Below are 20534 nucleotides of genomic sequence, written 5' to 3'. Positions count from 1 at the left end.
GTCGTCGAGACCTAATCGAAGGGCTGGGGCCATGGCGTTGGAGATCGAGCCGATCGGGGAAGTTGTCGCGGGCCGTACCGAGGTGGCCGACGACTACTGGGGAGGCGTCGAGTCGGTGATCCAGCTCGACGGGAGGTTCCCGCTCGATTCCGTGCAGGGCCTGGAAGAGTTCTCCCACCTGGTCGTCGTGTGGCATTTCGACCAGGCGTCCCCCGATGCCGTTGAGTACCACGCGCGCAGCCCACGCGGAAACACAGACTGGCCGGCCACCGGCACTTTCGCCCACCGTAACCACCGCCGCCCCAATCAGTTGGCGCAGAGCTTTCCCCGCTTGCTGAAGGTCGACGGGCTTAGCTTGCATGTGACCGACCTTGACGCTGTGGTCGGGACGAAGATCTACGACCTGTCGCCATGGTTTGCGGAGATGGGGCCGCGCGGGGAGGTTCGCGAGCCCGCGTGGCCGGGAGAGATGCTGACGGACTACTGGACCAACCTTGCCTGGCGTTCCGGAACTGAAAGGTGAGGAGGACCTGGATCTGAGCGCCCGGCGGTCGTGGGCGTCTCGTTGACTCGTTGCGGTAGCGAGCCCAGGTTCCTGAAGGGCTGGCTGCCCGCGAGCAGGCCAGCGGTCAACCTCCCCGGCTCCCAGCCCTCGCGGCCCGAGGGGCGCAACAAGTGCGCCGTGTGGCGTCTTACACAAGACCACAGCCAAACGTGGATTCGCCCACGGCAGACGAGAGAAAGCCTCGAGGGACTGGAACCACTCCGAGGGACCATGCCAACGTACAGGCTCCCCCGGAAAACTACAGGTTAGAGACGTTCTCGTGGCGTGGGCGTCGGCACTCCGGCGCGGCGTCCGCCTCCGGTCTCGCGCCATGGTCCCTAGCAAGGAGGCCCAGCTGCCGAAAGTCGCGCTTCGACCTGCCCGCATTACCGCTCCGATCCACGTGGAGCTCGGCTCGTGAACGCGTGGGCCGCCTAGGCGAAGGCGGACTACGCCGTCGTCTCTGCAGCCCTATCTCTGCGTCTGCGCCGCCGGTGTTCCTTCCCCCCCCCCGTTCAATGACCTCGTAGCCCTCGATTTCGGCGCGGAATATAGGCCATGATCCCCGGTTACCGAAACCGGGGATCATGCAGACCATTGAGGGAGTTCGCACCCGGCTGTGCTTGGCGGTGGAGCCGTGGCGGATGCAGTTGACCGCGGCGTAGAGACATAGGGAGGTAACGACCGGATCGTGACTGCTGTTGACCTGAATTGCAACGCCGACAGGCTGATAGCCAGTGATGCCTCTCTGTGCTGGAGGGGGCCCGTCGTTGTTGACTCCGCCCTGGCGCTCTGCGTGCCCCATTGTGAGGAGCCTCATCCCATGTATGGATTTGCGATGCCCCGTGCCCAACTTCGCTGCGAGGCGGTTCGTCCCTGCCTTCATAATGTGCGCAGCAGCAGGTCTCGTCATGGCAGTAGAGCGAATGAGCGCACCTCGTCTCGCCGAACGCTTCGCGTACTGCCTTCGCAAGCCGACACGGGGCGAATTCCTTGGGATCGACTCGAAGCTGCCCTGGCCTTTCCTGATCTGCCGGGTGAGCCGATCTCGACCGCACGGCCTGCGTAACGGCAGTCCGAGGCGCGGCTTGTCCGCGATCCTTTCTTATCTCGCAACGGGCAAAGGTTAGGCGGAGCATTGGATTCCGCCCATCCGGGCTCCCCTCTCCCGCACTCACAGAGAACTCCGATGTCTGCACGGCCCTACCTCGCCCCCACCGCTTCCTCCGCAGCCGTACGCGCGGCCTTCCTGACGGTGAAGGACGCCGCCGATTACCTCGGCCTCTCACCCCACACCCTTTACGTCTGGCGCCACCGCCGCCAGGGACCACCGAGCTTCCGTATGGGCCCCCGCGGTCGCGTCATGTACCGGCGGGAAGCCCTCGATGCCTGGATCCGCGAACAGGAGCAGGCCGACTCCCGTTCCAACCTGGCCCTGAACCCGCTGAGCGCAGATCCACAGCAACGCACCCGCCGCAGCGCCTGACGTTGCGTTCGTCATTGAGCACCGTTTGCATCCTCGCGAAAAAGGAGAGTCCCCTGGCCGGCTATATCGAGGACCGTTGGATCAAGAAGAAGAAGGACCCGATCACCGGGAAACGAGAGCGAACCGCCCGCTACGGAAAGGGCAAGCGATACAAGGTCGCTGGTATACCCGGAGTCCGGGACCGATCCTTTGACGTCCTGGAGGACGCCAAGGCGTGGCTCCGGCGGTCAAGTACCGACCAGGAGCGCGGCGAGTTCGTCGATCCACGGGACGGTTCCATAACGCTCGCTGAATACGTTGAGCGGTACTGGATGCCGGGTGTGCGTGGTGAGGTCAAGACGCGCAAGGGGATCGATGAGCGGATACGGCTACACGTGATACCGCACCTGGGTGATGTATCGCTGAACAAGGTGTCTGCGGCCGAGCTGCGTGCCTACATAGTCAAGCTCGAATCCTCGTGCTCGCCGCGGTACGCCCGCAGCATCCTCTCGACGCTGTCGAGCGTCCTGGAGACAGCGGTTGATGACAAGCGTCTTGCTCGGAACCCGATGAGGTCCAAGTCGGTCCGGTGGTCGAAGCTGCCCGATGAGCGTCGCGAGGCATGGCCTGAGGTGCTCGCTCGGAGGGTGCGTGATGAGATCAGCCAGAGGCACCGTATAGCGGTAGTTCTCGGGGTTGGGTGCGGTCTGCGTCAGGGGGAAGTCTTCGGTCTGAGCATGGAGGATGTGGACCGCGCGCGCGGAGTCCTCCACGTTCGACGGCAGGTGCAAATTGTCAATGGCCGGAAGTACTTTACCCTTCCAAAGGGCGGCAAAACGCGCGTTGTAGACATGCCGCGTTCCGTATCCGACGAGCTGGTGAAGCATGCCAGGGCCTACCCCGGGAACAAGGTCGAGCTTCCCTGGGGCGGTCCTGAATCGGACAGGGAGCGCAAGAAGTTCGGCCTCGTACTGACAACGAAATACGGGAACGCGGTTGCCGCCAACACGTGGAACACCGAGATCTGGAAGCCTGCCCTGGCCAGGGCAGGTGTCATCCCTCCGCGTGTCAAGGGGACGCGGCGTTGGCAGTGGCAAGCGGCACCGAAGGACGGGTTCCATGTGTTGAGGCACACGTATGCATCCCTCGTGCTGGAGGCCGGAGAGTCGGTCGTCACCCTTGCCAAGTGGTTGGGGCATTCATCGCCGACCATCACGCTCGATCACTACGCGCACTTCATACCGGAGGCGGGGAAGAAGGGGCGCAGGGCGATCGATAGCCTGCTGGGGGAGCCGGCGGAGGAGAGTGCTGGTCCAAACTCCCCAGATTCTCCCCAGGGCTCGATCCTGAGTGCAGATTCGACCGTCCGACGCGCGTAAATAGCGAGGTGAGAGCCCATATGTTCACGACCCGGCCGACCCTGCAGGGCACCTTCGGCATGGTGTCCTCCACGCACTACCTCGCCTCCCAGTCCGCGATGGCGGTCCTGGAGCGCGGGGGCAACGCCTACGACGCGGCGGTCGCCGCGGGCTTCGTGTTGCACGTCGTCGAGCCGCACCTGAACGGGCCCGCGGGCGAGGTGCCGATCATCCTCGCCCCGGCCGGCGGCGAGGTCCGCGTGCTGTGCGGACAGGGAGTCGCCCCGGCCGGCGCCACCGTCGCCCACTACCGCGACGAGCTGGGCCTCGACCTGGTCCCCGGCACCGGCCCCCTCGCCGCCGCCGTCCCCGGCGCCTTCGACGCCTGGATGCTGCTCCTGCGCGACCACGGCACCATGGAGCTCGCCGACGTCCTCTCCTACGCGATCGGGTACGCGCGCGACGGCCACGCCCCCGTCGAGCGGGTCGGCGAGACCGTCGAGACGGTGCGCGAGCTCTTCGAGACCGCATGGCCGTCGTCCGCCGAGATCTACCTCGTCGACGGCGAGGCCCCGCGCCCCGGTGAGCTGCTGCGCAACCCGCAGCTCGCCGCCACCTGGCAGCGCCTCGTAGAAGAGGCCGAGGAGGAGGCGGGCGGCGCCGGACGCGAGGCGCGGATCGAGGCCGCCCGCCGCGTCTGGCGCGAGGGCTTCATCGCCGAGGCCCTGGTCCGGCAGGCGGGCCGCCCCACCCTGGACACCAGCGGCGCCCGCCACACCGGCACCCTCACCGCCGCCGACCTCGCCTCCTGGGAGGCGACCTACGAGGCGCCCGCCACCTACGACTGGCGCGGCTGGACCCTGTGCAAGGCCGCCGGCTGGAGCCAGGGCCCGGCCTTCCTCCAGCAGCTCGCCCTGCTCCCGCCCGAGCTGCCCGCCTACGGCTCCGCCGACTGGGTCCACCTCCTCGTCGAGGGCTGCAAGCTCGCCATGGCCGACCGCGAGGCCTGGTACGGGGACGCCGCCGAGGTCCCGGTCGACGCGCTCCTCTCGGACGCCTACAACGCCGCCCGCCGCGCCCTGGTCGACCCCGAGAAGGCCTCGTACGAACTGCGGCCGGGCAGCCCGCTGGGGGAGGAGCCGCGGCTGAGCGCGCACGCCCTCGCGGTGGCCTCCGGAGCGGACGAGTTCGACGCGCTGGGCGTCGCGGGCGCGGGCGAGCCGACGGTCGCCAAGCGCCCCACGTCCCCGGTGCCGGGCGATCCCGACGTGCGCGAGGACGGACTGACCCGCGGCGACACCTGCCACCTCGACATCGTCGACCGCTGGGGCAACATGGTCGCCGCGACCCCGTCCGGCGGCTGGCTCCAGTCCAACCCCGTCGTGCCCGAGCTCGGCTTCCCGCTCGGCACCCGGCTCCAGATGACCTGGCTGGAGGAGGGCCTGCCGAACTCCCTCACCCCGGGCCGCCGCCCCCGCACCACGCTCACCCCCTCCCTCGCGCTCAATGACGGCGTCCCCGTCATGGCGTTCGGCACGCCCGGCGGCGACCAGCAGGACCAGTGGCAGGTGCACTTCTTCCTCGCGGTGGCGCTGCGCGACCGCGTGCGCGGCGGACTCGACCTCCAGGGCGCGATCGACGCCCCGAACTGGCACACCGACGCCTTCCCCGGTTCCTTCTTCCCGCGCGGCATGCGGCCCGGATCCGTCACCGTCGAGTCGCGCATGAACGAGGACGTCGTCGCCGAGCTGCGCCGGCGCGGCCACGACGTGACCGTCGGGGACGCCTGGTCGGAAGGCCGGCTGTGCGCCGTGGCCCGCGACCCGCGCACCGGCGTCCTGTCGGCCGCGGCGAACCCCCGCGGCATGCAGGGCTACGCCGTCGGCCGCTGACCCCGACGACCCCGTGCACGGGACGGCGGTGGAGCCGCGATTTCAAGGCGATTCCACCGCCCGTTCACCCCGCGGGAACGCGATGTCAGTGGGGCGTGTTCTCATGGACGCATGATCGAAACCATCACGGAAAGCATCGACGACTTTCTGTCCCGCCATGTCACCGACCGGCTCGTCACGGACGTCGAGCGGATCGTCCGCGCCGCGGCCGCCGCCGAGATCACCCCGCGCTTCCGGCAGCTCGCCGCGCACGAGATCGAGCAGAAGAGCGCCCCGCACGACCTCGTCACCGTCGCGGACAAGCGCGCCGAGGAGTACCTCACCCGCGAGCTGCCCGCCCTGCTCCCCGGCTCCGTCGTGGTCGGCGAGGAGGCCGTCGCCGCCGACCCGACGACATACGAGGCGCTGCGCGGCTCCGCCCCCGTCTGGATCGTCGACCCCGTCGACGGCACCCGCCAGTTCGTCCACGGCGACCCCGGCTTCTGCACCCTCGTCGCCCTCGCGCTCGACGGCGTCGTCCTCGCCTCGTGGACGTACGCGCCGGCGCTCGGCGAGATGGCCGTCGCCGTCCGCGGCCGCGGCGCCCGGCTCGACGGCGAGCTGCTCGTCTCCGGCTCCCCGGCCCCCGGCGAGGACCTGCGCATCGCCACCTCGCACCCCGACTACACGACGGACGACCAGAAGCGCGCCCTGCTCGGCCTGCGCGCGGACGGCTTCGCACCACGCCCGTGCGGCTCGGCCGGCCTGGAGTACCTCGCGGTCGCCCGCGGAGCGCTGGACGCCACGGCGTTCAGCTGGGAGCTCGCCTGGGACCACGCCGCGGGGCTGCTCCTCGTCGAGGAGGCGGGCGGCGCCCACCTCACCGGCGCGGGCGTCCCCTTCGCCGTGACCGGGGGCAATGTGCTGCCCTTCACGGCCGCCCGGGACGCCGCCACCGCGCGGCGCGTGGCGCAGGCGCTGTCGGCCGGGGCCTGACCCCGGCACTGTCGGCACCCCGGCATATCCTGGGCGGGCAGTGGCCGTCGCCTGACGAAGGAGCCCGAAGGTGCCGTCGATGTTCGATGCCGTCGTGGTGGGTGCGGGGCCGAACGGGCTGACCGCTGCCGTCGAACTGGCCAGGAGAGGCTTCTCCGTGGCCCTGTTCGAGGCGCGGGACGCGATCGGCGGCGGAGCCCGCACCGAGGAGCTGACGCTGCCCGGCTTCCGCCACGACCCCTGCTCGGCCGCCCATCCCCTCGGCATCAACTCCCCGGCGTTCAGGGCGATGCCGCTGGACCGGTACGGCCTGGAGTGGGTGCACGCCGACCTGCCCATGGCCCATCCGTTCCCCGACGGCACCGCGGCCGTCCTGTCCCGCTCCGTCGCCGAGACCGCCGCCTCCTTCGGGCCGCGCGACGCGGGCACGTACCGCCGCCTGATCGAGCCGCTCCTGCACCGCTGGGACACCCTCGTACGGGACTTCATGTCGCTGCCGCTGAGTTCGCTGCCCCGCGACCCCGTCGGCCTCGCGCGCTTCGGGGTGAACGGACTGCTGCCCGCGACCTGGCTCATGCGGCGCTTCCGCGACGAGCGAGCGCCCGCCCTCTTCTCCGGCCTCGCCGCGCACACCATCGCCCCGCTGAACGGCCTCGCCACCGGCGGCATCGGCCTCGTCTTCGCCCTCGCCGCGCACGCCCGCGGCTGGCCCGTCGCCCGCGGCGGCTCCCAGGCCGTCTCCGACGCGCTCGCCGGGTACCTGAAGGACCTCGGCGGCGAGATCCACACCGGCTACGAGGTCAAGCGGCTCGACGACCTGCCGCCCGCCCGCGCCTACGTCTTCGACACCTCGCCGACCGCCCTCGCCCGCATCGCGGGGCTCGGCCGCTACTACGACCGGTTCCGCTACGGGGCCAGCGTGTTCAAGGTGGACTACGCGCTCGACGGGCCCGTGCCGTGGGCCGCGAAGGAGGCCCGATCCGCCGGCACGGTCCAGGTCGGCCCGTACCGCTCCGACATCGGGCGGGCGCTGCGGGAGGCCTCCGGCGGGGAGCGGGCGCCCGAGACGCCGTTCCTCATCACCGTGCAGTCCAGCCTCGCCGACCCGACACGGGCGCCCGAGGGCAAGCACACGTTCTGGGCGTACGGGCACGTGCCGAACGGGTGGGACGGGGATCTGACCGACGCGATCGAGCGTCAACTGGAGCGGTTCGCACCCGGGTTCCGGGATCTCGTGCTGGCCCGCGCGACCATGGGGCCGCCCGAGCTCGCCGCGCGCAACGCGAACTATGTGGGCGGGGACATCGCCGCCGGGGCCGCGGCCGGGCTCCAGGTCCTCCTGCGGCCCAAACTGTCCCTCTCCCCGTACACGACCCCGCACCCGGCGGTCTTCATCTGCTCGTCGTCCACGCCGCCCGGTCCGGGCGTGCACGGCATGTCGGGGCACAACGCGGCGAAGGCCGTCTGGCGGAGACTGAGGGACCGGTCATGAACACACGCGACACACGGATCACGCTCGTGCGGGGCGACATCACCGAGCAGGAGGTCGACGCGGTCGTCAACGCGGCCAACTCCTCGCTGCTCGGGGGTGGTGGCGTCGACGGGGCGATCCACCGCAAGGGCGGGCCGGAGATCCTCGCGGACTGCCGCGCGCTGCGGGCCTCGCACTACGGCAAGGGGCTGCCGGCCGGTCGGGCCGTCGCGACCACGGCCGGGCGGCTGCCGGCCCGCTGGGTCATCCACACGGTCGGGCCCCGCTGGTCCGCCTCGGAGGACCGGAGCGCGGTGCTGGAGTCCTGCTACCGGGAGTCGTTGCGGGTGGCCGGGGAGCTGGGGGCGCGCAGCGTCGCGTTCCCGGCGATCTCCACCGGCATCTACGGGTGGCCGCTGGAGGACGGGGCGCGGGTCGCCGTCGCGGCGGTCCGGGCGTTCGTGGGGGCCGGAAGGGCGGGCCTGGACGAGGTCCGGTTCGTGGTCTTCGACGAGCGGGCGTTCGAGGCGTTCTCGGCGTATGTGGAGTGACCGGCGGCCCTGCCCCGTGCTCACGTACATGTCGGAATTTCGCCAGCGGCGCGCTTCTTCCGTGACCGATGCTTGAGGCATGTACACCGATACCGAGCGGTGCGTGCGGGCCGTGCAGGCCAAGGACAGCCGGTTCGACGGGGTGTTCTTCACCGCCGTCGTGACGACCCGGATCTACTGCCGGCCGGGCTGCCCCGCCGTTCCGCCCCGGCCCCGGAACATGACGTTCTACCCGAGTGCCGCCGCCTGCCAGCAGGCCGGGTTCCGGGCCTGCAAGCGCTGCCGGCCCGACTCGACCCCGGGCTCGCCCGAGTGGAACCGGCGCGCGGACCTCACCGCCCGCGCCATGCGGCTCATCGGCGACGGCGTCGTGGACCGCGAGGGCGTGCCCGGCCTCGCGCGCCGGCTGCGCTACAGCGAGCGCCAGGTCGAGCGCCAGCTCCGCGCCGAGCTGGGCGCGGGCCCGCTCGCCCTGGCCCGCGCCCAGCGCGCCCAGACGGCGCGGCTGCTGATCGAGACGACAGGTCTTGCGATGGCCGACATCGCCTTCGCCGCCGGGTTCGCCTCCATCCGCTCGTTCAACGACACGGTCCGCGAGGTCTTCGCCCTGTCGCCGAGCGCACTGCGCGACCGGGCACCGCGCGCGAGGACGGGGGCGCCCGGGGCCATCACCCTGCGCCTGCCGTTCCGCACCCCACTGAATCCCGACAACCTCTTCGGCCACCTCGCCGCCACCGCCGTGCCCGGCGTCGAGGAGTGGCGCGACGGGGCGTACCGGCGCACGCTGCGGCTCCCGTACGGGTACGGGATCGTGGCGCTGACCCCCGGACCCGAGCACATCGGCTGCCGGCTGATCCTCACCGACCAGCGCGACCTCACCGTCGCCATCAGCCGCTGCCGCCGCCTGCTCGACCTCGACGCCGACCCCGTGGCCGTCGACGACCAGCTGCGCGCCGACCCGCTGCTCGCCCCGCTCGTCGACAAGGCGCCGGGACGCCGCGTGCCCCGCACCGTCGACGAGGCGGAGTTCGCGGTGCGCGCCGTGCTCGGGCAGCAGGTGTCCACGGCCGCCGCCCGCACCCACGCGGCCCGGCTCGTCCGCGCCCACGGAGACCCCGTCGAGGACCCCGAGGGCGGCCTCACGCACCTCTTCCCGACCCCCGACGCCCTCGCCTCCCTCGACCCGGAGTCCCTCGCGCTGCCCGGCACCCGTCGCACCACCCTGCTGACGCTCGTACGGGAACTGGCCGACGGAGGGCTCACGTTGGGCCCCGAGTCGGACTGGGACGAGGCGCGGGCCGCGCTCGCCGCCCTGCCGGGCTTCGGCCCCTGGACCATCGAGGCCGTCGCCATGCGGGCCCTCGGCGACCCCGACGCCTTCCTGCCCACCGACCTCGGCATGCGCCGCGCCGCCCAGGCGCTGGGCCTGCCGCACACCCCGGCCGCGCTCACCGCGAGGGCGGCGGCCTGGCGGCCCTGGCGCGCCTACGCGACCCAGTACCTCTGGGCCACCGACGACCACCCGATCAACTTCCTGCCCGCGTAAGGCGAACATCATGGAACAGAGCAGACAGCACACCGTCATCGACACCCCGTACGAACCGTTCACCCTCGTCGCCACCGACGGCGTCCTGTCCGGCCTCTACATGACCGGCCAGCGCCACCGCCCCGCCGAGGAGACCTTCGGCGAGCGTGACGACCGGCCGTTCGGCGCCGTCGTCGAGCAGCTGGAGGCCTACTTCCAGGGCGAGTTGACGGAGTTCGACCTGCCGCTCGACCTGCACGGCACCCCGTTCCAGCGGTCCGTGTGGGAGCGACTGCGGCAGATCCCGTACGGCGAGACCCGCACCTACGGCGAGCTCGCGGAGGAGCTCGGCAATCCGGGGGCCTCCCGCGCGGTCGGCCTCGCCAACGGGAAGAACCCGGTCGGCGTCATCGTGCCCTGCCACCGCGTGGTCGGCGCGGACGGCAGCCTCACCGGCTACGGCGGCGGCCTGAGCCGCAAGCGCCGCCTGCTCGACTTCGAGCGCGGCACCGCCCTGTTCTAGAAGACGACCTCACCTCCGGTGGTCGCCGACGGGCCGCCCGCTCTCCAGCTCGACGGTGCCGGAGCCGGAGGAGAGGACGTCCAGGGCGGTGCTCACCCGGCCGTGCAGCGTCCCCAGGAGGTAGCTGCCCAGCTCGTCGTGGGGGACGAAGCGCCACGACAGCAGTTCCTCCTCCTGGAGCCGGATCGCGGCGATCCGCCCGCTGTCCAGCACCCCGCCGTCGTAGACGTAGGCCACGATCGGCGGCCGTCCCGGGCCCGGCACCCAGTCCACGACGAGCAGCCGCCCGAGGTCCACGTCGAGCCCGATCTCCTCCAGCGTCTCGCGCCGGGCGCCCTGCCGGGGCGTCTCCCCGTCGTCCGACTCCACGGTGCCGCCGGGCAGCGCCCAGCCCTCCCGGTAGTTCGGCTCGACCACCAGGACGTGCCCGCGCTCGTCCCGGAACAGCGCGGCGGCGCCGACCAGGACACGGGGGAGTCCGGCGATGTACGTGGCGTAGTCCAGGGTGCTCATCCGGCCCAGCCTAGCGAGCGCGAGGCCACTTGATCGATCGTTTCGCAGGTCCGGACGCCCTACTGTCCACGCACATGTCCGGATGTATTCGGGCGCGAGGGCGTCCCGCGAGGCGGACGACCATGGGCAGGGAGGCCCTCCTGAGGTTAAGGTCGCAGCGGCGCGACTGCCTTGTTTCGAGCAAGGCCCGAACAGCAAGGGGAGAGCAAGGTGGCGGACGCTGCACAGGCCGCGCGGCACGTGTTGATCGCGGCGGACAAGTTCAAGGGCTCGCTGACCGCGGTGCAGGTCGCACAGCGTGTGACGGCGGGACTGCGCCGGATCGCGCCCGACGTCGAGGTCGAGTCGGTGCCGGTCGCGGACGGCGGCGACGGGACCGTCGCGGCGGCCGTCGCGGCGGGCTTCGAGCGCCGTGAGGTCGAGGTGACCGGGCCGCTCGGCGAGAAGGTCACGGCGGCGTACGCGCTGCGCGAGGGCACCGCGGTCGTCGAGATGGCGGAGGCCTCCGGCCTCCAGCTCCTGCCCGAGGGCGTCTTCGCCCCGCTGACGTCGACCACGTACGGATCCGGCGAGGTCCTCCTGGCCGCGCTCGACGCGGGCGCGCGCAGCATCGTCTTCGGCGTCGGCGGCAGCGCCACGACCGACGGCGGCGCGGGCATGCTCGCCGCGCTCGGCGCCCGTTTCCTGGACGCGTCGGGCAACCCGGTCGCGCCCGGCGGCGGTCCGCTGGCGACGCTGGCCTCGGCCGACCTGTCGGGCCTCGACCCGCGCCTCGCCGACGTCGAGATCGTGCTCGCCAGCGACGTGGACAACCCGCTGACGGGCCCCAAGGGCGCGCCCGCGGTGTACGGCCCGCAGAAGGGCGCGACGCCCGAGGACGTGGCTGAGCTCGACGCCGCCCTGGACCACTTCGCGAAGGTGCTCGGCGAGTCCGTCGGGCCCGCCGCGCTCGAGTACGCGGCGTCGCCGGGGGCGGGTGCCGCCGGCGGCATCGGGTACGGGGCGCTGGTCGGCCTCGGCGCGAGCTTCCGGCCCGGCATCGAGGTCATGCTCGACGTCCTCGGGTTCGCGCCCGCGCTCGCGAGGGCGACGCTGGTGATCACCGGTGAGGGGTCGCTGGACGAGCAGACCCTGCACGGGAAGGCGCCGGCGGGTGTCGCGGCGGCGGCCCGGGCGGCCGGGGTCGAGGTCGTCGCGGTGTGCGGGCGGCTGGCGCTTCCGCCGGAGGCGCTCGGGCGGGCCGGGATTCGCCGGGCCTACGCGCTGACGGATCTCGAGCCGGATGTGGCTCGCTGCATCGCCGAGGCGGGGCCCATCCTGGAGGACGTGGCGGAGCGCATCGCGCGGGACTTCTTGAGCTGAGGCCCGGCCACGCGCCGTAGCTCCGCCGGTCCGTCACCGAGTGCGGCCCGGTGGGGCTTCTCGCGCCCCGCGGCGAAGCCGCTATAGATACAGCCCCGCGCCCCTGATGAGGCTGCGCCTCATCGGGGAGATGCCGCCCGAAGGGTGTGCATCTCAGGGGCGCGGGGAACTGCGCGACCAGCCCCCACCGGGCCGCACGCCGAACGCATGACGAAGGGCCCCGAACCTCAAAGGTTCGGGGCCCTTCAAAATTGCGTACCCGGCGAACTACGGAAGCTGCGCGGCACGCGCCTCGCGACGGTTGTCGCGGAAGTTGTTCACGCGGCGAGCCGTGGCGAACAGCGGAATGACCGCTCCGAGCACCAGCTGGAGCGCACAGCCCGTCTGGAGGAGCAGCTGGCCCCCGGGGGCGTCGAAGGCCCACGCGGCCAGCAGAGCCATGCTCAGGACGATCCACGACAGCATCGCGACCGCCGTGCGGCCCCGCGGCTTCGGGTACTCGACCCGGCTCACCATCAGCCACGCCGTGCCGATGATCGCCAGGAGCGTCGCCACGAAGGGCAGCTCCAGCAGAACGATCGAGACGACGGTCAGCGCGCCGAACGGCGACGGCATGCCCTGGAACGTGCCGTCCTTCACGGTCACGCAGGAGAACCGCGCGAGTCTCAGCACCACCGCCAGGAGCACCACGATCGCTCCGACCGCGGCCACTCTCTGGTGCGCGTCGTCGGCGACCATGCCGTAGACGAGCACGAAGTAGGCGGGCGCGAGCCCGAAGCTGATGAGGTCGGAGAGGTTGTCCAGCTCCGCGCCCATCGGCGACGAACGCAGCTTGCGGGCCACCAGACCGTCGAACAGGTCGAAGATCGCGGCGGCCAGCATCAGGATCACGGCGGTCGCGGCGGAGTGCCGCGCCATGCCGGAGTCGTTGCTGCCCTGGATGTGCGGGATCAGGATGCCGGTCGTCGTGAAGTAGACCGCCATGAAGCCGCACGTGGCGTTGCCGAGCGTGAGCGTGTCCGCTATCGACAGACGCAGGGAGAGCGGCATCTCCTCCGCCTCGTCGGCGCCGTCGGCGTCGGAGGCCCAGGCCTGGGTCTCGGGATCAGTCACGGTCAATGCGAGTCACCCCAGCCACCGTCTTCTGCCCGACCTCGACGTCGACCTCGACGCCCTCGGGCAGGTAGATGTCCACGCGCGAGCCGAACCGGATCAGACCGATGCGCTCGCCCTGCTCGACCTTCGTGCCCTGGGGGATGTAGGGCACGATGCGGCGGGCGACGGCGCCGGCGATCTGGATCATCTCGATGTCACCGAGCTCGGTGTCGAAGTGCCAGACGACGCGCTCGTTGTTCTCGCTCTCCTTGTTGAACGCCGGGACGAATCCGCCGGGGATGTGCTCGACGGAGGTCACGGTGCCGGAGAGCGGCGCGCGGTTCACGTGGACGTTCAGCGGGCTCATGAAGATCGCGACGCGGGTGCGGCCGTCCTTCCACGGCATGATGCTCTGCACCACGCCGTCGGCCGGGGAGATGACCCGGCCGGAGGCGATCTCGCGCTCGGGGTCGCGGAAGAACCACAGCATGCCGGCCGCCAGAGCGGTGGTCGGGACGGCGAGTGCTGCGGCCTTCTTGGACCGACGCGAACGGGCCAGGCTCAGGGCGGCCGTGGCGACGGTCGGAAGGAGCCACGGCGATGCTCCGCGCGCAAGGCGACCACCGAGGAAGCCGTCGCGTGGTGCAGAGGTTTGGCTGTGGGGCATGGATGACCTTCGTAGCGGATGAGGCCGCGCTGGTTACGGGGGGACGGCGGCTTTTCCGGGGATGCTATCGGTTGCGAGCCACAACTGGGCAAGCCAGGAAGCCGAGTCGGCGGCCGAAGAGTGTTGACGGGGTGTGATCTTCCTTGCGAAGAAAACACCCCGTAACCGGACATCACGCCCAGGCTCAGCCCTGGAACCGATACTCTTCGAGCAGTCGACGACCAATGATCATTTTCTGGATTTCGGCGGTACCTTCGCCGATCAGCAGCATCGGAGCCTCACGGTAGAGACGCTCGATCTCGTACTCCTTCGAGAAGCCGTATCCACCATGGATCCGGAACGCGTCCTCCACGACTTCCTTGCAGTATTCGGAGGCCAGGTACTTGGCCATTCCCGCTTCGAGATCGTTTCGTTCCCCGGAGTCCTTTTTGCGTGCTGCATTCACCATCATCGCATGCGCGGCCTCGACCTTGGTAGCCATCTCGGCCAGCTTGAACTGGATGGCCTGGTGCTGGGCGATCGCCTTGCCGAAAGTGTGGCGCTGCTGGGCATACGAGACACCCAGTTCGAAGGCACGCTGCGCGACACCGCAGCCACGCGCCGCGACATTCACGCGGCCGACCTCGACGCCGTCCATCATTTGGTAAAATCCTCGGCCGGTCTCGCCGCCGAGCACACGATTGGCCGGAATGCGCAGGTCGTCCATCACCAGCTCGGTGGTGTCGACGCCCTTGTAACCCATCTTGTCGATCTTCCCGGGGATCGTGAGTCCGGGACGGACCTCACCGAAACCGGGCTCCTTCTCCACGAGGAAGGTCGTCATCGACTTGTGCGGGGCCGTGCCCTCGGGGTGTCCTTCGTCACTTCGTGTGAGAACCGCCACGAGCGTTGACGTTCCGCCGTTGGTCAGCCACATCTTCTGACCGTTCAGGACGTACTCGTCGCCGTCCTTGACCGCCTTCGACGAGATCGCCGAGACGTCGGAGCCGAGCGCCGGCTCGGACATCGAGAACGCGCCACGCACCTCGCCGAGCGCCATCCGCGGAAGGAAGTACTCCTTCTGCTCCTGCGTGCCGTGCTGCTTGAGCATGTACGCCACGATGAAGTGCGTGTTGATGATGCCGGAGACCGACATCCAGCCGCGCGCGATCTCCTCCACGCACAGGGCGTACGTCAGCAGCGACTCGCCCAGACCCCCGTACTCCTCGGGGATCATGAGACCGAACAGACCCAGTTCCTTGAGCCCGTCGACGATCTGCTGCGGGTACTCGTCGCGGTGCTCCAGCTCCGTCGCGACGGGGATGATCTCCTTGTCCACGAAGTCCCGGACGGTGGACAGGATCTCTCGCTGCACATCCGTCAGGCCGTGGGTCTGGGCGAGTCGGCTCACTTCTGCTTCTCCTGAAGGTCCGGGCGGCCGGGCTGCTCGCCGCCGCGCTCCTTGATGTACGTCTCGGTGGGCACCATCACCTTGCGGCGGAAGACGCACACGAGCGTGCCGTCCTGCTTGTAGCCCTTGGTCTCCACGTAGACGATGCCGCGGTCGTTCTTCGACCTCGACGGGGTCTTGTCGAGGACCGTGGTCTCGCCGTAGATGGTGTCGCCGTGGAAGGTCGGCGCCACGTGCTTGAGCGACTCGATCTCCAGGTTGGCGATCGCCTTGCCGGAGACGTCCGGGACGGACATGCCGAGCAGCAGGGAGTAGATGTAGTTGCCGACGACGACGTTCTTGCCGAAGTCCGTCGTCTTCTCCGCATAGTTCGTGTCCATGTGGAGGGGGTGGTGGTTCATCGTCAGGAGACAGAAGAGGTGGTCGTCGTACTCGGTGACCGTCTTCCCGGGCCAGTGCTTGTAGACGTCCCCGACGGTGAACTCTTCGTAGGTGCGGCCGAACTGCATGTGTCTTACGCCTCCGGGGCCTCGAACTTGCTGGTGCGCTGCATGCCGGCCGCGCGGCCCTTGCCCGAGATGACCAGGGCCATCTTGCGGGAGGCCTCGTCGATCATCTCGTCGCCGAGCATGGCCGAGCCCTTCTTGCCGCCGGCCTCGGACGTGTAGTAGTCGTACGCGTCCAGGATCAGCTCGGCGTGGTCGAAGTCCTCCTGCGAGGGCGAGAAGATCTCGTTCGACGCCTCGACCTGACCGGGGTGCAGCACCCACTTGCCGTCGAAGCCGAGCGCGGCGGCGCGCCGGGCGACCTCGCGGTAGCCGTCCACGTTGCGGATCTGCAGGTAGGGGCCGTCGATCGCCTGGAGGTCGTTGGCGCGGGCGGCCATCAGGATCTTCATCAGGATGTAGTGGTAGGCGTCGGCGCCGTAGCCGGGCGGCTGCTCGCCGACGACCAGGGACTTCATGTTGATGGACGCCATGAAGTCGGCCGGGCCGAAGATGATCGTCTCGAGGCGGGGCGAGGCCTCCGCGATCGCGTTGACGTTGTTGAGGCCCTGCGCGTTCTCGATCTGCGCCTCGATGCCGATCTTGCCGACCTCGAAGCCCATCGTCTTCTCGATCTGGGTCAGCAGCAGGTCCAGGGCGACGACCTGGTCGGCCGTCTGCACCTTCGGGAGCATGATGCAGTCGAGGTTCTGGCCCGCGCCCTCGACGACCGTGACGACGTCGCGGTAGGTCCACTCGGTGGTCCAGTCGTTGACCCGCACGACGCGCGTCTTGCCCGTCCAGTCACCCTCGTTCAGGAACTTGACGATGGTGTGCCGGGCGTCCGGCTTCGCGAGCGGGGCGCAGGCGTCCTCCAGGTCGAGGAAGACCTGGTCGGCGGCGAGACCCTGGGCCTTCTCCAGGAAGCGGGGGTTGCTTCCGGGCACCGCGAGGCAGGAGCGGCGCGGACGGAGACGGTTCACAGTCATGCGGGGACCTCCAGAGGGTCGAGCTGGTTCGCTTTCCGGATCTCGTCGACGATACGGCCGATGATCTCGGTGATGCCGAAGTCCTTGGGGGTGAAGACGGCGGCCACTCCCGCCCGCTTCAGGTCCTCGGCGTCGGCGTTGGGGATGATGCCGCCGACGATCACGGGGACGTCGGTGGCGCCCGCCTCGCGCATCCGGTCCAGGACGTCGGGCACCAGCTCGGCGTGCGACCCGGAGAGGATCGACAGGCCGACGCAGTGCACGTCCTCGGCGAGCGCGGCGGACACGATCTGTTCGGGGGTGAGCCGGATGCCCTGGTAGACCACCTCGAACCCGGCGTCGCGGGCCCGCACGGCGATCTGCTCGGCGCCGTTGGAGTGCCCGTCCAGGCCCGGCTTGCCGACCAGGAGGCGCAGCTTGCCGCCGAGCTCCTCGCCGGTGCGGCGGACCTTCTCGCGGACCTCGGCGAGCGGGGTGCCCGCCTCGGCGGTCACCGCGACCGGGGCGGACGAGACGCCGGTGGGGGCGCGGAACTCGCCGAAGACCTCGCGCAGCGCGCCGGCCCACTCGCCGGTCGTGACACCCGCGCGGGCGCACTCCAGCGTGGCCTCCATCAGGTTCTCGGTGCCGGCCGCGGCCTCCTTGAGGCGCTCCAGGGCCTGACCGGTGGTCGGGTAGTGGAACGGGTCGCCCATGCCCTGGCGGTCGGAGGACTCCTGACGGGTGGTCTTCCACTCGCCGATGGCCCGGACGACCTTCGCCTCGACGGCGTGGTCGACGGTCATGATCGCGGCGTCCAGGTCGGCCGTGAGCGGGTTCGGCTCGGTCGACTCGTAGATGTTCACGCCGACGATCTTCTCGTCACCGGCCTCGATGCGGGCGCGCCGCTCGGCGTGCGAGGAGACGAGCTGCGACTTGAGGTAGCCGGACTCGACGGCGGCCATCGCGCCGCCCATCTCCTGGATCCGGTCGATCTCGGCGAGGCACTCCGCGACGAGCTCGTCGACCTTCTTCTCGATGACGTGCGAGCCCGCGAAGATGTCCTCGTACTCCAGCAGATCGCTCTCGTGGGCGAGGACCTGCTGGATGCGCAGCGACCACTGCTGGTCCCACGGCCGCGGCAGGCCCAGGGCCTCGTTCCAGGCCGGCAGCTGGACGGCGCGGGCGCGCGCGTCCTTGGAGAGGGTGACGGCCAGCATCTCCAGGACGATGCGCTGGACGTTGTTCTCCGGCTGGGCCTCGGTCAGGCCGAGGGAGTTGACCTGCACGCCGTAGCGGAACCGGCGCTGCTTCGCGTTCTCGATGCCGTACCGCTCGCGCGTGATCTGGTCCCAGATCCGCCCGAACGCCCGCATCTTGCACATCTCCTCGATGAAGCGGACTCCCGCGTTCACAAAGAAGGAGATGCGGGCCACGACGTCCCCGAACTTCTCCTCGGGGACCTGCCCTGAGTCGCGTACGGCATCGAGAACAGCGATGGCGGTGGACATCGCGTACGCGATCTCCTGGACCGGTGTGGCCCCCGCCTCCTGGAGGTGGTACGAGCAGATGTTGATCGGGTTCCACTTGGGGATGTGGGCCACCGTGTAGGTGATCATGTCGGTCGTCAGACGCAGGGAGGGCCCGGGCGGGAACACGTGGGTGCCCCGCGACAGGTACTCCTTGACGATGTCGTTCTGCGTCGTGCCCTGGAGCGTCGCGATGTCCGCGCCCTGCTCCTCCGCGACGACCTGGTAGAGCGCCAGAAGCCACATGGCGGTGGCGTTGATGGTCATCGAGGTGTTCATCTGCTCCAGGGGGATGTCCTGGAACAGCCGTCGCATGTCACCGAGATGCGAGACCGGGACGCCGACCCGGCCGACCTCGCCGCGGGCGAGGACGTGATCCGGGTCGTAGCCGGTCTGGGTCGGCAGGTCGAAGGCGACCGACAGACCCGTCTGGCCCTTGGCGAGGTTGCGCCGGTACAGCTCGTTGGACGCTTCCGCCGTGGAGTGACCGGCGTACGTGCGCATGAGCCACGGCCGGTCCTTCTGACGCTCAGTCATCTGCTCTTGCTCCCCCGGGGAATCAGATGTTGCGGAAGCGGTTGATGGCGTCGATGTGCTGGGCGCGCTTCTCGTGGTCGCGGACGCCCAGACCCTCCTCGGGGGCCAGCGCGAGGACGCCGACCTTGCCCTGGTGGAGGTTGCGGTGCACGTCGTAGGCGGCCTGGCCGGTCTCCTCCAGGGAGTAGACCTTCGACAGGGTGGGGTGGATCTTGCCCTTGGCGATGAGGCGGTTCGCCTCCCAGGCCTCGCGGTAGTTGGCGAAGTGCGAGCCGATGATCCGCTTCAGCGACATCCACAGGTAGCGGTTGTCGTACTCGTGGTTGTAGCCGGACGTCGACGCGCAGGTGACGATGGTGCCGCCCTTGCGGGTGACGTAGACGGAGGCGCCGAAGGTCTCGCGGCCCGGGTGCTCGAAGACGATGTCGACGTCCTCGCCGCCGGTGAGCTCGCGGATGCGCTTGCCGAAGCGCTTCCACTCGCGCGGGTCCTGCTCGTGCTCGTTCTTCCAGAACTTGTAGCCCTCGGCGTTGCGGTCGATGACCGCCTCGGCGCCCATGGCCCGGCAGATGTCGGCCTTCTCGGGGGAGGAGACGACACAGATCGGGTTGGCGCCGCCGGCCAGCGCGAACTGGGTGGCGTACGAGCCGAGGCCGCCGCTCGCGCCCCAGATCAGGACGTTGTCGCCCTGCTTCATGCCGGCGCCGTTGCGCGAGACCAGCTGGCGGTAGGCGGTGGAGTTCACCAGGCCCGGGGCCGCGGCCTCCTCCCAGCTCAGGTGGTCCGGCTTCGGCATCAGCTGGTTCGACTTGACCAGGGCGATCTCGGCCAGGCCGCCGAAGTTGGTCTCGAAGCCCCAGATGCGCTGCTCGGGGTCGAGCATCGTGTCGTTGTGGCCGTCCGAGGACTCCAGCTCGACGCTGAGGCAGTGCGCGACGACCTCGTCGCCCGGGTTCCAGGCGTTGACGCCCGGGCCGGTGCGCAGGACGACGCCCGCCAGGTCGGAGCCGATGATGTGGTACGGCAGGTCGTGGCGCTTCGTCAGCTCGCTGAGCCGGCCGTAGCGCTCCAGGAACCCGAAGGTCGACATCGGCTCGAAGATCGAGGTCCACACCGAGTTGTAGTTCACGGAGGAGGCCATGACGGCGACGAGCGCCTCGCCCGGGCCCAGCTCGGGGACCGGGACGTCGTCCAGGTGCAGCGACTTGCGCGGGTCCTTGTCGCGGCTGCTGAGCCCCGCGAACATGTCCTGCTCGTCCTTGTGCACGGTGACCGCGCGGTACGAGTCGGGCAGTGGCAGGGCGGCGAAGTCGGCAGACGTGGCGGTCTGCGACTGAATCGCGTCCAGGATTTCCTTCACGGTGGTGCCTCCGGCGATGAGCGTCTGAGGGGAACGCTGAGTCGGGGTCGGTAGGGGGCTGCTGCGGGTGGTGGTGCGGTGCCGTCGGTTCGGCGGATGGTGCTCTGGCAGCGCTTGGTGTGGCGCGGAAGGTTGCCTGTGACGCAGGCGTCCGGGCGCGCGAGCCACGGTCGGTCGAGGCTTGCGGGGACAGCCGGCGTACGGAAGTTCTCTGCACGCCGGCCGCCCGGACACCTTCAACGTATGGCACGCCGTGACGGTGCACAAGGCACTGCGTGCCATCAATTTCGCTCAGCTGAAATCTTTTGGCTCCAACTGAGCGAT

18 protein-coding genes are annotated in these 20534 nt (G+C 70.1%); 10 read left to right on the top strand and 8 right to left on the bottom strand.

The features are described from left to right. Positions 1-31 precede the first annotated feature (31 nt). The 9 genes from ACZ4E1_RS29230 to ACZ4E1_RS29190 all read left to right on the top strand — a co-directional run bounded on the left by ACZ4E1_RS29230 (position 32) and on the right by ACZ4E1_RS29190 (position 10304). Entirely contained in the window at positions 32-523 is a 492-nt protein-coding gene (locus tag ACZ4E1_RS29230; protein ID WP_467544932.1) for a TrmO family methyltransferase domain-containing protein, read from the top strand. 1210 nt (positions 524-1733) lie between these two features. Further along, on the top strand, positions 1734-2030 hold the full coding sequence (locus tag ACZ4E1_RS29225) for a helix-turn-helix transcriptional regulator (RefSeq protein ID WP_467544929.1): 297 nt from the start codon (positions 1734-1736) through the stop codon (positions 2028-2030). Positions 2031-2044: 14 nt separating this feature from the next. Next, positions 2045-3388 (top strand): tyrosine-type recombinase/integrase, encoded by a 1344-nt coding sequence (locus tag ACZ4E1_RS29220; protein ID WP_467544926.1) that lies wholly within the window; start codon positions 2045-2047, stop codon positions 3386-3388. A 20-nt stretch (positions 3389-3408) separates the two neighbouring features. Then, positions 3409-5259: a gamma-glutamyltransferase family protein gene (locus ACZ4E1_RS29215; RefSeq protein WP_467544922.1), complete on the top strand. Its 1851-nt coding sequence runs from the start codon at positions 3409-3411 to the stop codon at positions 5257-5259. Between the two features lie 111 nt (positions 5260-5370). After that, positions 5371-6234 (top strand): inositol monophosphatase family protein, encoded by an 864-nt coding sequence (locus tag ACZ4E1_RS29210; protein ID WP_467544920.1) that lies wholly within the window; start codon positions 5371-5373, stop codon positions 6232-6234. 79 nt (positions 6235-6313) lie between these two features. Continuing rightward, positions 6314-7726, top strand: coding sequence for a phytoene desaturase family protein (locus tag ACZ4E1_RS29205; RefSeq protein ID WP_467544918.1), 1413 nt, complete (start codon positions 6314-6316; stop codon positions 7724-7726). After that, the gene (locus ACZ4E1_RS29200; RefSeq protein ID WP_467544915.1) at positions 7723-8256 is read left to right on the top strand and encodes an O-acetyl-ADP-ribose deacetylase; all 534 of its coding nucleotides are present in this window, start codon (positions 7723-7725) and stop codon (positions 8254-8256) included. Before ACZ4E1_RS29205 ends, ACZ4E1_RS29200 begins: the two co-directional genes overlap by 4 nt. A gap of 79 nt (positions 8257-8335) precedes the next feature. Beyond that, a complete protein-coding gene (locus ACZ4E1_RS29195) occupies positions 8336-9802 on the top strand; it encodes an AlkA N-terminal domain-containing protein (RefSeq protein ID WP_467544912.1) in 1467 nt (488 codons plus the stop codon). 10 nt (positions 9803-9812) lie between these two features. Then, positions 9813-10304: a methylated-DNA--[protein]-cysteine S-methyltransferase gene (locus ACZ4E1_RS29190; protein ID WP_467544908.1), complete on the top strand. Its 492-nt coding sequence runs from the start codon at positions 9813-9815 to the stop codon at positions 10302-10304. A 9-nt stretch (positions 10305-10313) separates the two neighbouring features. Here the strand turns inward: ACZ4E1_RS29190 and ACZ4E1_RS29185 are convergent, their stop codons facing one another. After that, positions 10314-10817 carry an NUDIX domain-containing protein gene (locus ACZ4E1_RS29185; protein WP_467544906.1) on the bottom strand — a complete coding sequence of 168 codons (504 nt, stop codon included), beginning with the start codon at positions 10815-10817 and terminating at the stop codon, positions 10314-10316. Positions 10818-11027: 210 nt separating this feature from the next. Between ACZ4E1_RS29185 and ACZ4E1_RS29180 the strand changes: the two genes are divergently transcribed. Then, complete coding sequence (locus tag ACZ4E1_RS29180) at positions 11028-12179, top strand: glycerate kinase (protein ID WP_467544903.1); 1152 nt, start codon at positions 11028-11030, stop codon at positions 12177-12179. A 267-nt stretch (positions 12180-12446) separates the two neighbouring features. On the opposite strand, the gene pssA is transcribed toward ACZ4E1_RS29180, so the two are convergent. The 7 genes from pssA to ccrA form a co-directional block, all read right to left on the bottom strand. After that, on the bottom strand, positions 12447-13229 hold the full coding sequence (gene pssA, locus ACZ4E1_RS29175) for a CDP-diacylglycerol--serine O-phosphatidyltransferase (protein ID WP_188341220.1): 783 nt from the start codon (positions 13227-13229) through the stop codon (positions 12447-12449). Between the two features lie 55 nt (positions 13230-13284). Next, positions 13285-13941: a phosphatidylserine decarboxylase gene (locus tag ACZ4E1_RS29170; RefSeq protein WP_188336053.1), complete on the bottom strand. Its 657-nt coding sequence runs from the start codon at positions 13939-13941 to the stop codon at positions 13285-13287. 184 nt (positions 13942-14125) lie between these two features. Beyond that, on the bottom strand, positions 14126-15331 hold the full coding sequence (locus ACZ4E1_RS29165; protein ID WP_188336052.1) for an acyl-CoA dehydrogenase family protein: 1206 nt from the start codon (positions 15329-15331) through the stop codon (positions 14126-14128). Beyond that, entirely contained in the window at positions 15328-15840 is a 513-nt protein-coding gene (locus ACZ4E1_RS29160) for a MaoC family dehydratase (protein ID WP_467544898.1), read from the bottom strand. Before ACZ4E1_RS29160 ends, ACZ4E1_RS29165 begins: the two co-directional genes overlap by 4 nt. A 5-nt stretch (positions 15841-15845) precedes the next feature. Then, on the bottom strand, positions 15846-16805 hold the full coding sequence (locus ACZ4E1_RS29155; protein ID WP_467544894.1) for an HpcH/HpaI aldolase/citrate lyase family protein: 960 nt from the start codon (positions 16803-16805) through the stop codon (positions 15846-15848). Continuing rightward, complete coding sequence (locus ACZ4E1_RS29150; protein WP_467544891.1) at positions 16802-18850, bottom strand: protein meaA; 2049 nt, start codon at positions 18848-18850, stop codon at positions 16802-16804. Before ACZ4E1_RS29150 ends, ACZ4E1_RS29155 begins: the two co-directional genes overlap by 4 nt. A 22-nt stretch (positions 18851-18872) precedes the next feature. Then, a complete protein-coding gene (gene ccrA, locus ACZ4E1_RS29145; protein ID WP_467544887.1) occupies positions 18873-20210 on the bottom strand; it encodes a crotonyl-CoA carboxylase/reductase in 1338 nt (445 codons plus the stop codon). Positions 20211-20534 lie beyond the last annotated feature (324 nt).

The sequence above is a fragment of the Streptomyces sp. NPDC025806 genome (genome assembly GCF_055558275.1).
This window is presented reverse-complemented; position numbering and strand designations above follow the sequence as displayed.

Bases quoted from the DNA above. Each gene is read 5' to 3' on its own strand.
- ACZ4E1_RS29230 (WP_467544932.1), top strand. From the start codon at position 32: ATGGCGTTGGAGATCGAGCCGATCGGGGAAGTTGTCGCGGGCCGTACC.
- ACZ4E1_RS29190 (WP_467544908.1), top strand. From the start codon at position 9,813: ATGGAACAGAGCAGACAGCACACCGTCATCGACACCCCGTACGAACCG.
- ACZ4E1_RS29150 (WP_467544891.1), bottom strand. From the start codon at position 18,850: ATGACTGAGCGTCAGAAGGACCGGCCGTGGCTCATGCGCACGTACGCC.
- ACZ4E1_RS29205 (WP_467544918.1), top strand. From the start codon at position 6,314: ATGTTCGATGCCGTCGTGGTGGGTGCGGGGCCGAACGGGCTGACCGCT.
- ACZ4E1_RS29195 (WP_467544912.1), top strand. From the start codon at position 8,336: ATGTACACCGATACCGAGCGGTGCGTGCGGGCCGTGCAGGCCAAGGAC.
- ACZ4E1_RS29160 (WP_467544898.1), bottom strand. From the start codon at position 15,840: ATGCAGTTCGGCCGCACCTACGAAGAGTTCACCGTCGGGGACGTCTAC.
- ACZ4E1_RS29185 (WP_467544906.1), bottom strand. From the start codon at position 10,817: ATGAGCACCCTGGACTACGCCACGTACATCGCCGGACTCCCCCGTGTC.
- ACZ4E1_RS29170 (WP_188336053.1), bottom strand. From the start codon at position 13,941: ATGCCCCACAGCCAAACCTCTGCACCACGCGACGGCTTCCTCGGTGGT.
- ACZ4E1_RS29225 (WP_467544929.1), top strand. From the start codon at position 1,734: ATGTCTGCACGGCCCTACCTCGCCCCCACCGCTTCCTCCGCAGCCGTA.
- pssA (WP_188341220.1), bottom strand. From the start codon at position 13,229: ATGCCGCTCTCCCTGCGTCTGTCGATAGCGGACACGCTCACGCTCGGC.
- ACZ4E1_RS29155 (WP_467544894.1), bottom strand. From the start codon at position 16,805: ATGACTGTGAACCGTCTCCGTCCGCGCCGCTCCTGCCTCGCGGTGCCC.
- ACZ4E1_RS29200 (WP_467544915.1), top strand. From the start codon at position 7,723: ATGAACACACGCGACACACGGATCACGCTCGTGCGGGGCGACATCACC.
- ACZ4E1_RS29210 (WP_467544920.1), top strand. From the start codon at position 5,371: ATGATCGAAACCATCACGGAAAGCATCGACGACTTTCTGTCCCGCCAT.
- ACZ4E1_RS29215 (WP_467544922.1), top strand. From the start codon at position 3,409: ATGTTCACGACCCGGCCGACCCTGCAGGGCACCTTCGGCATGGTGTCC.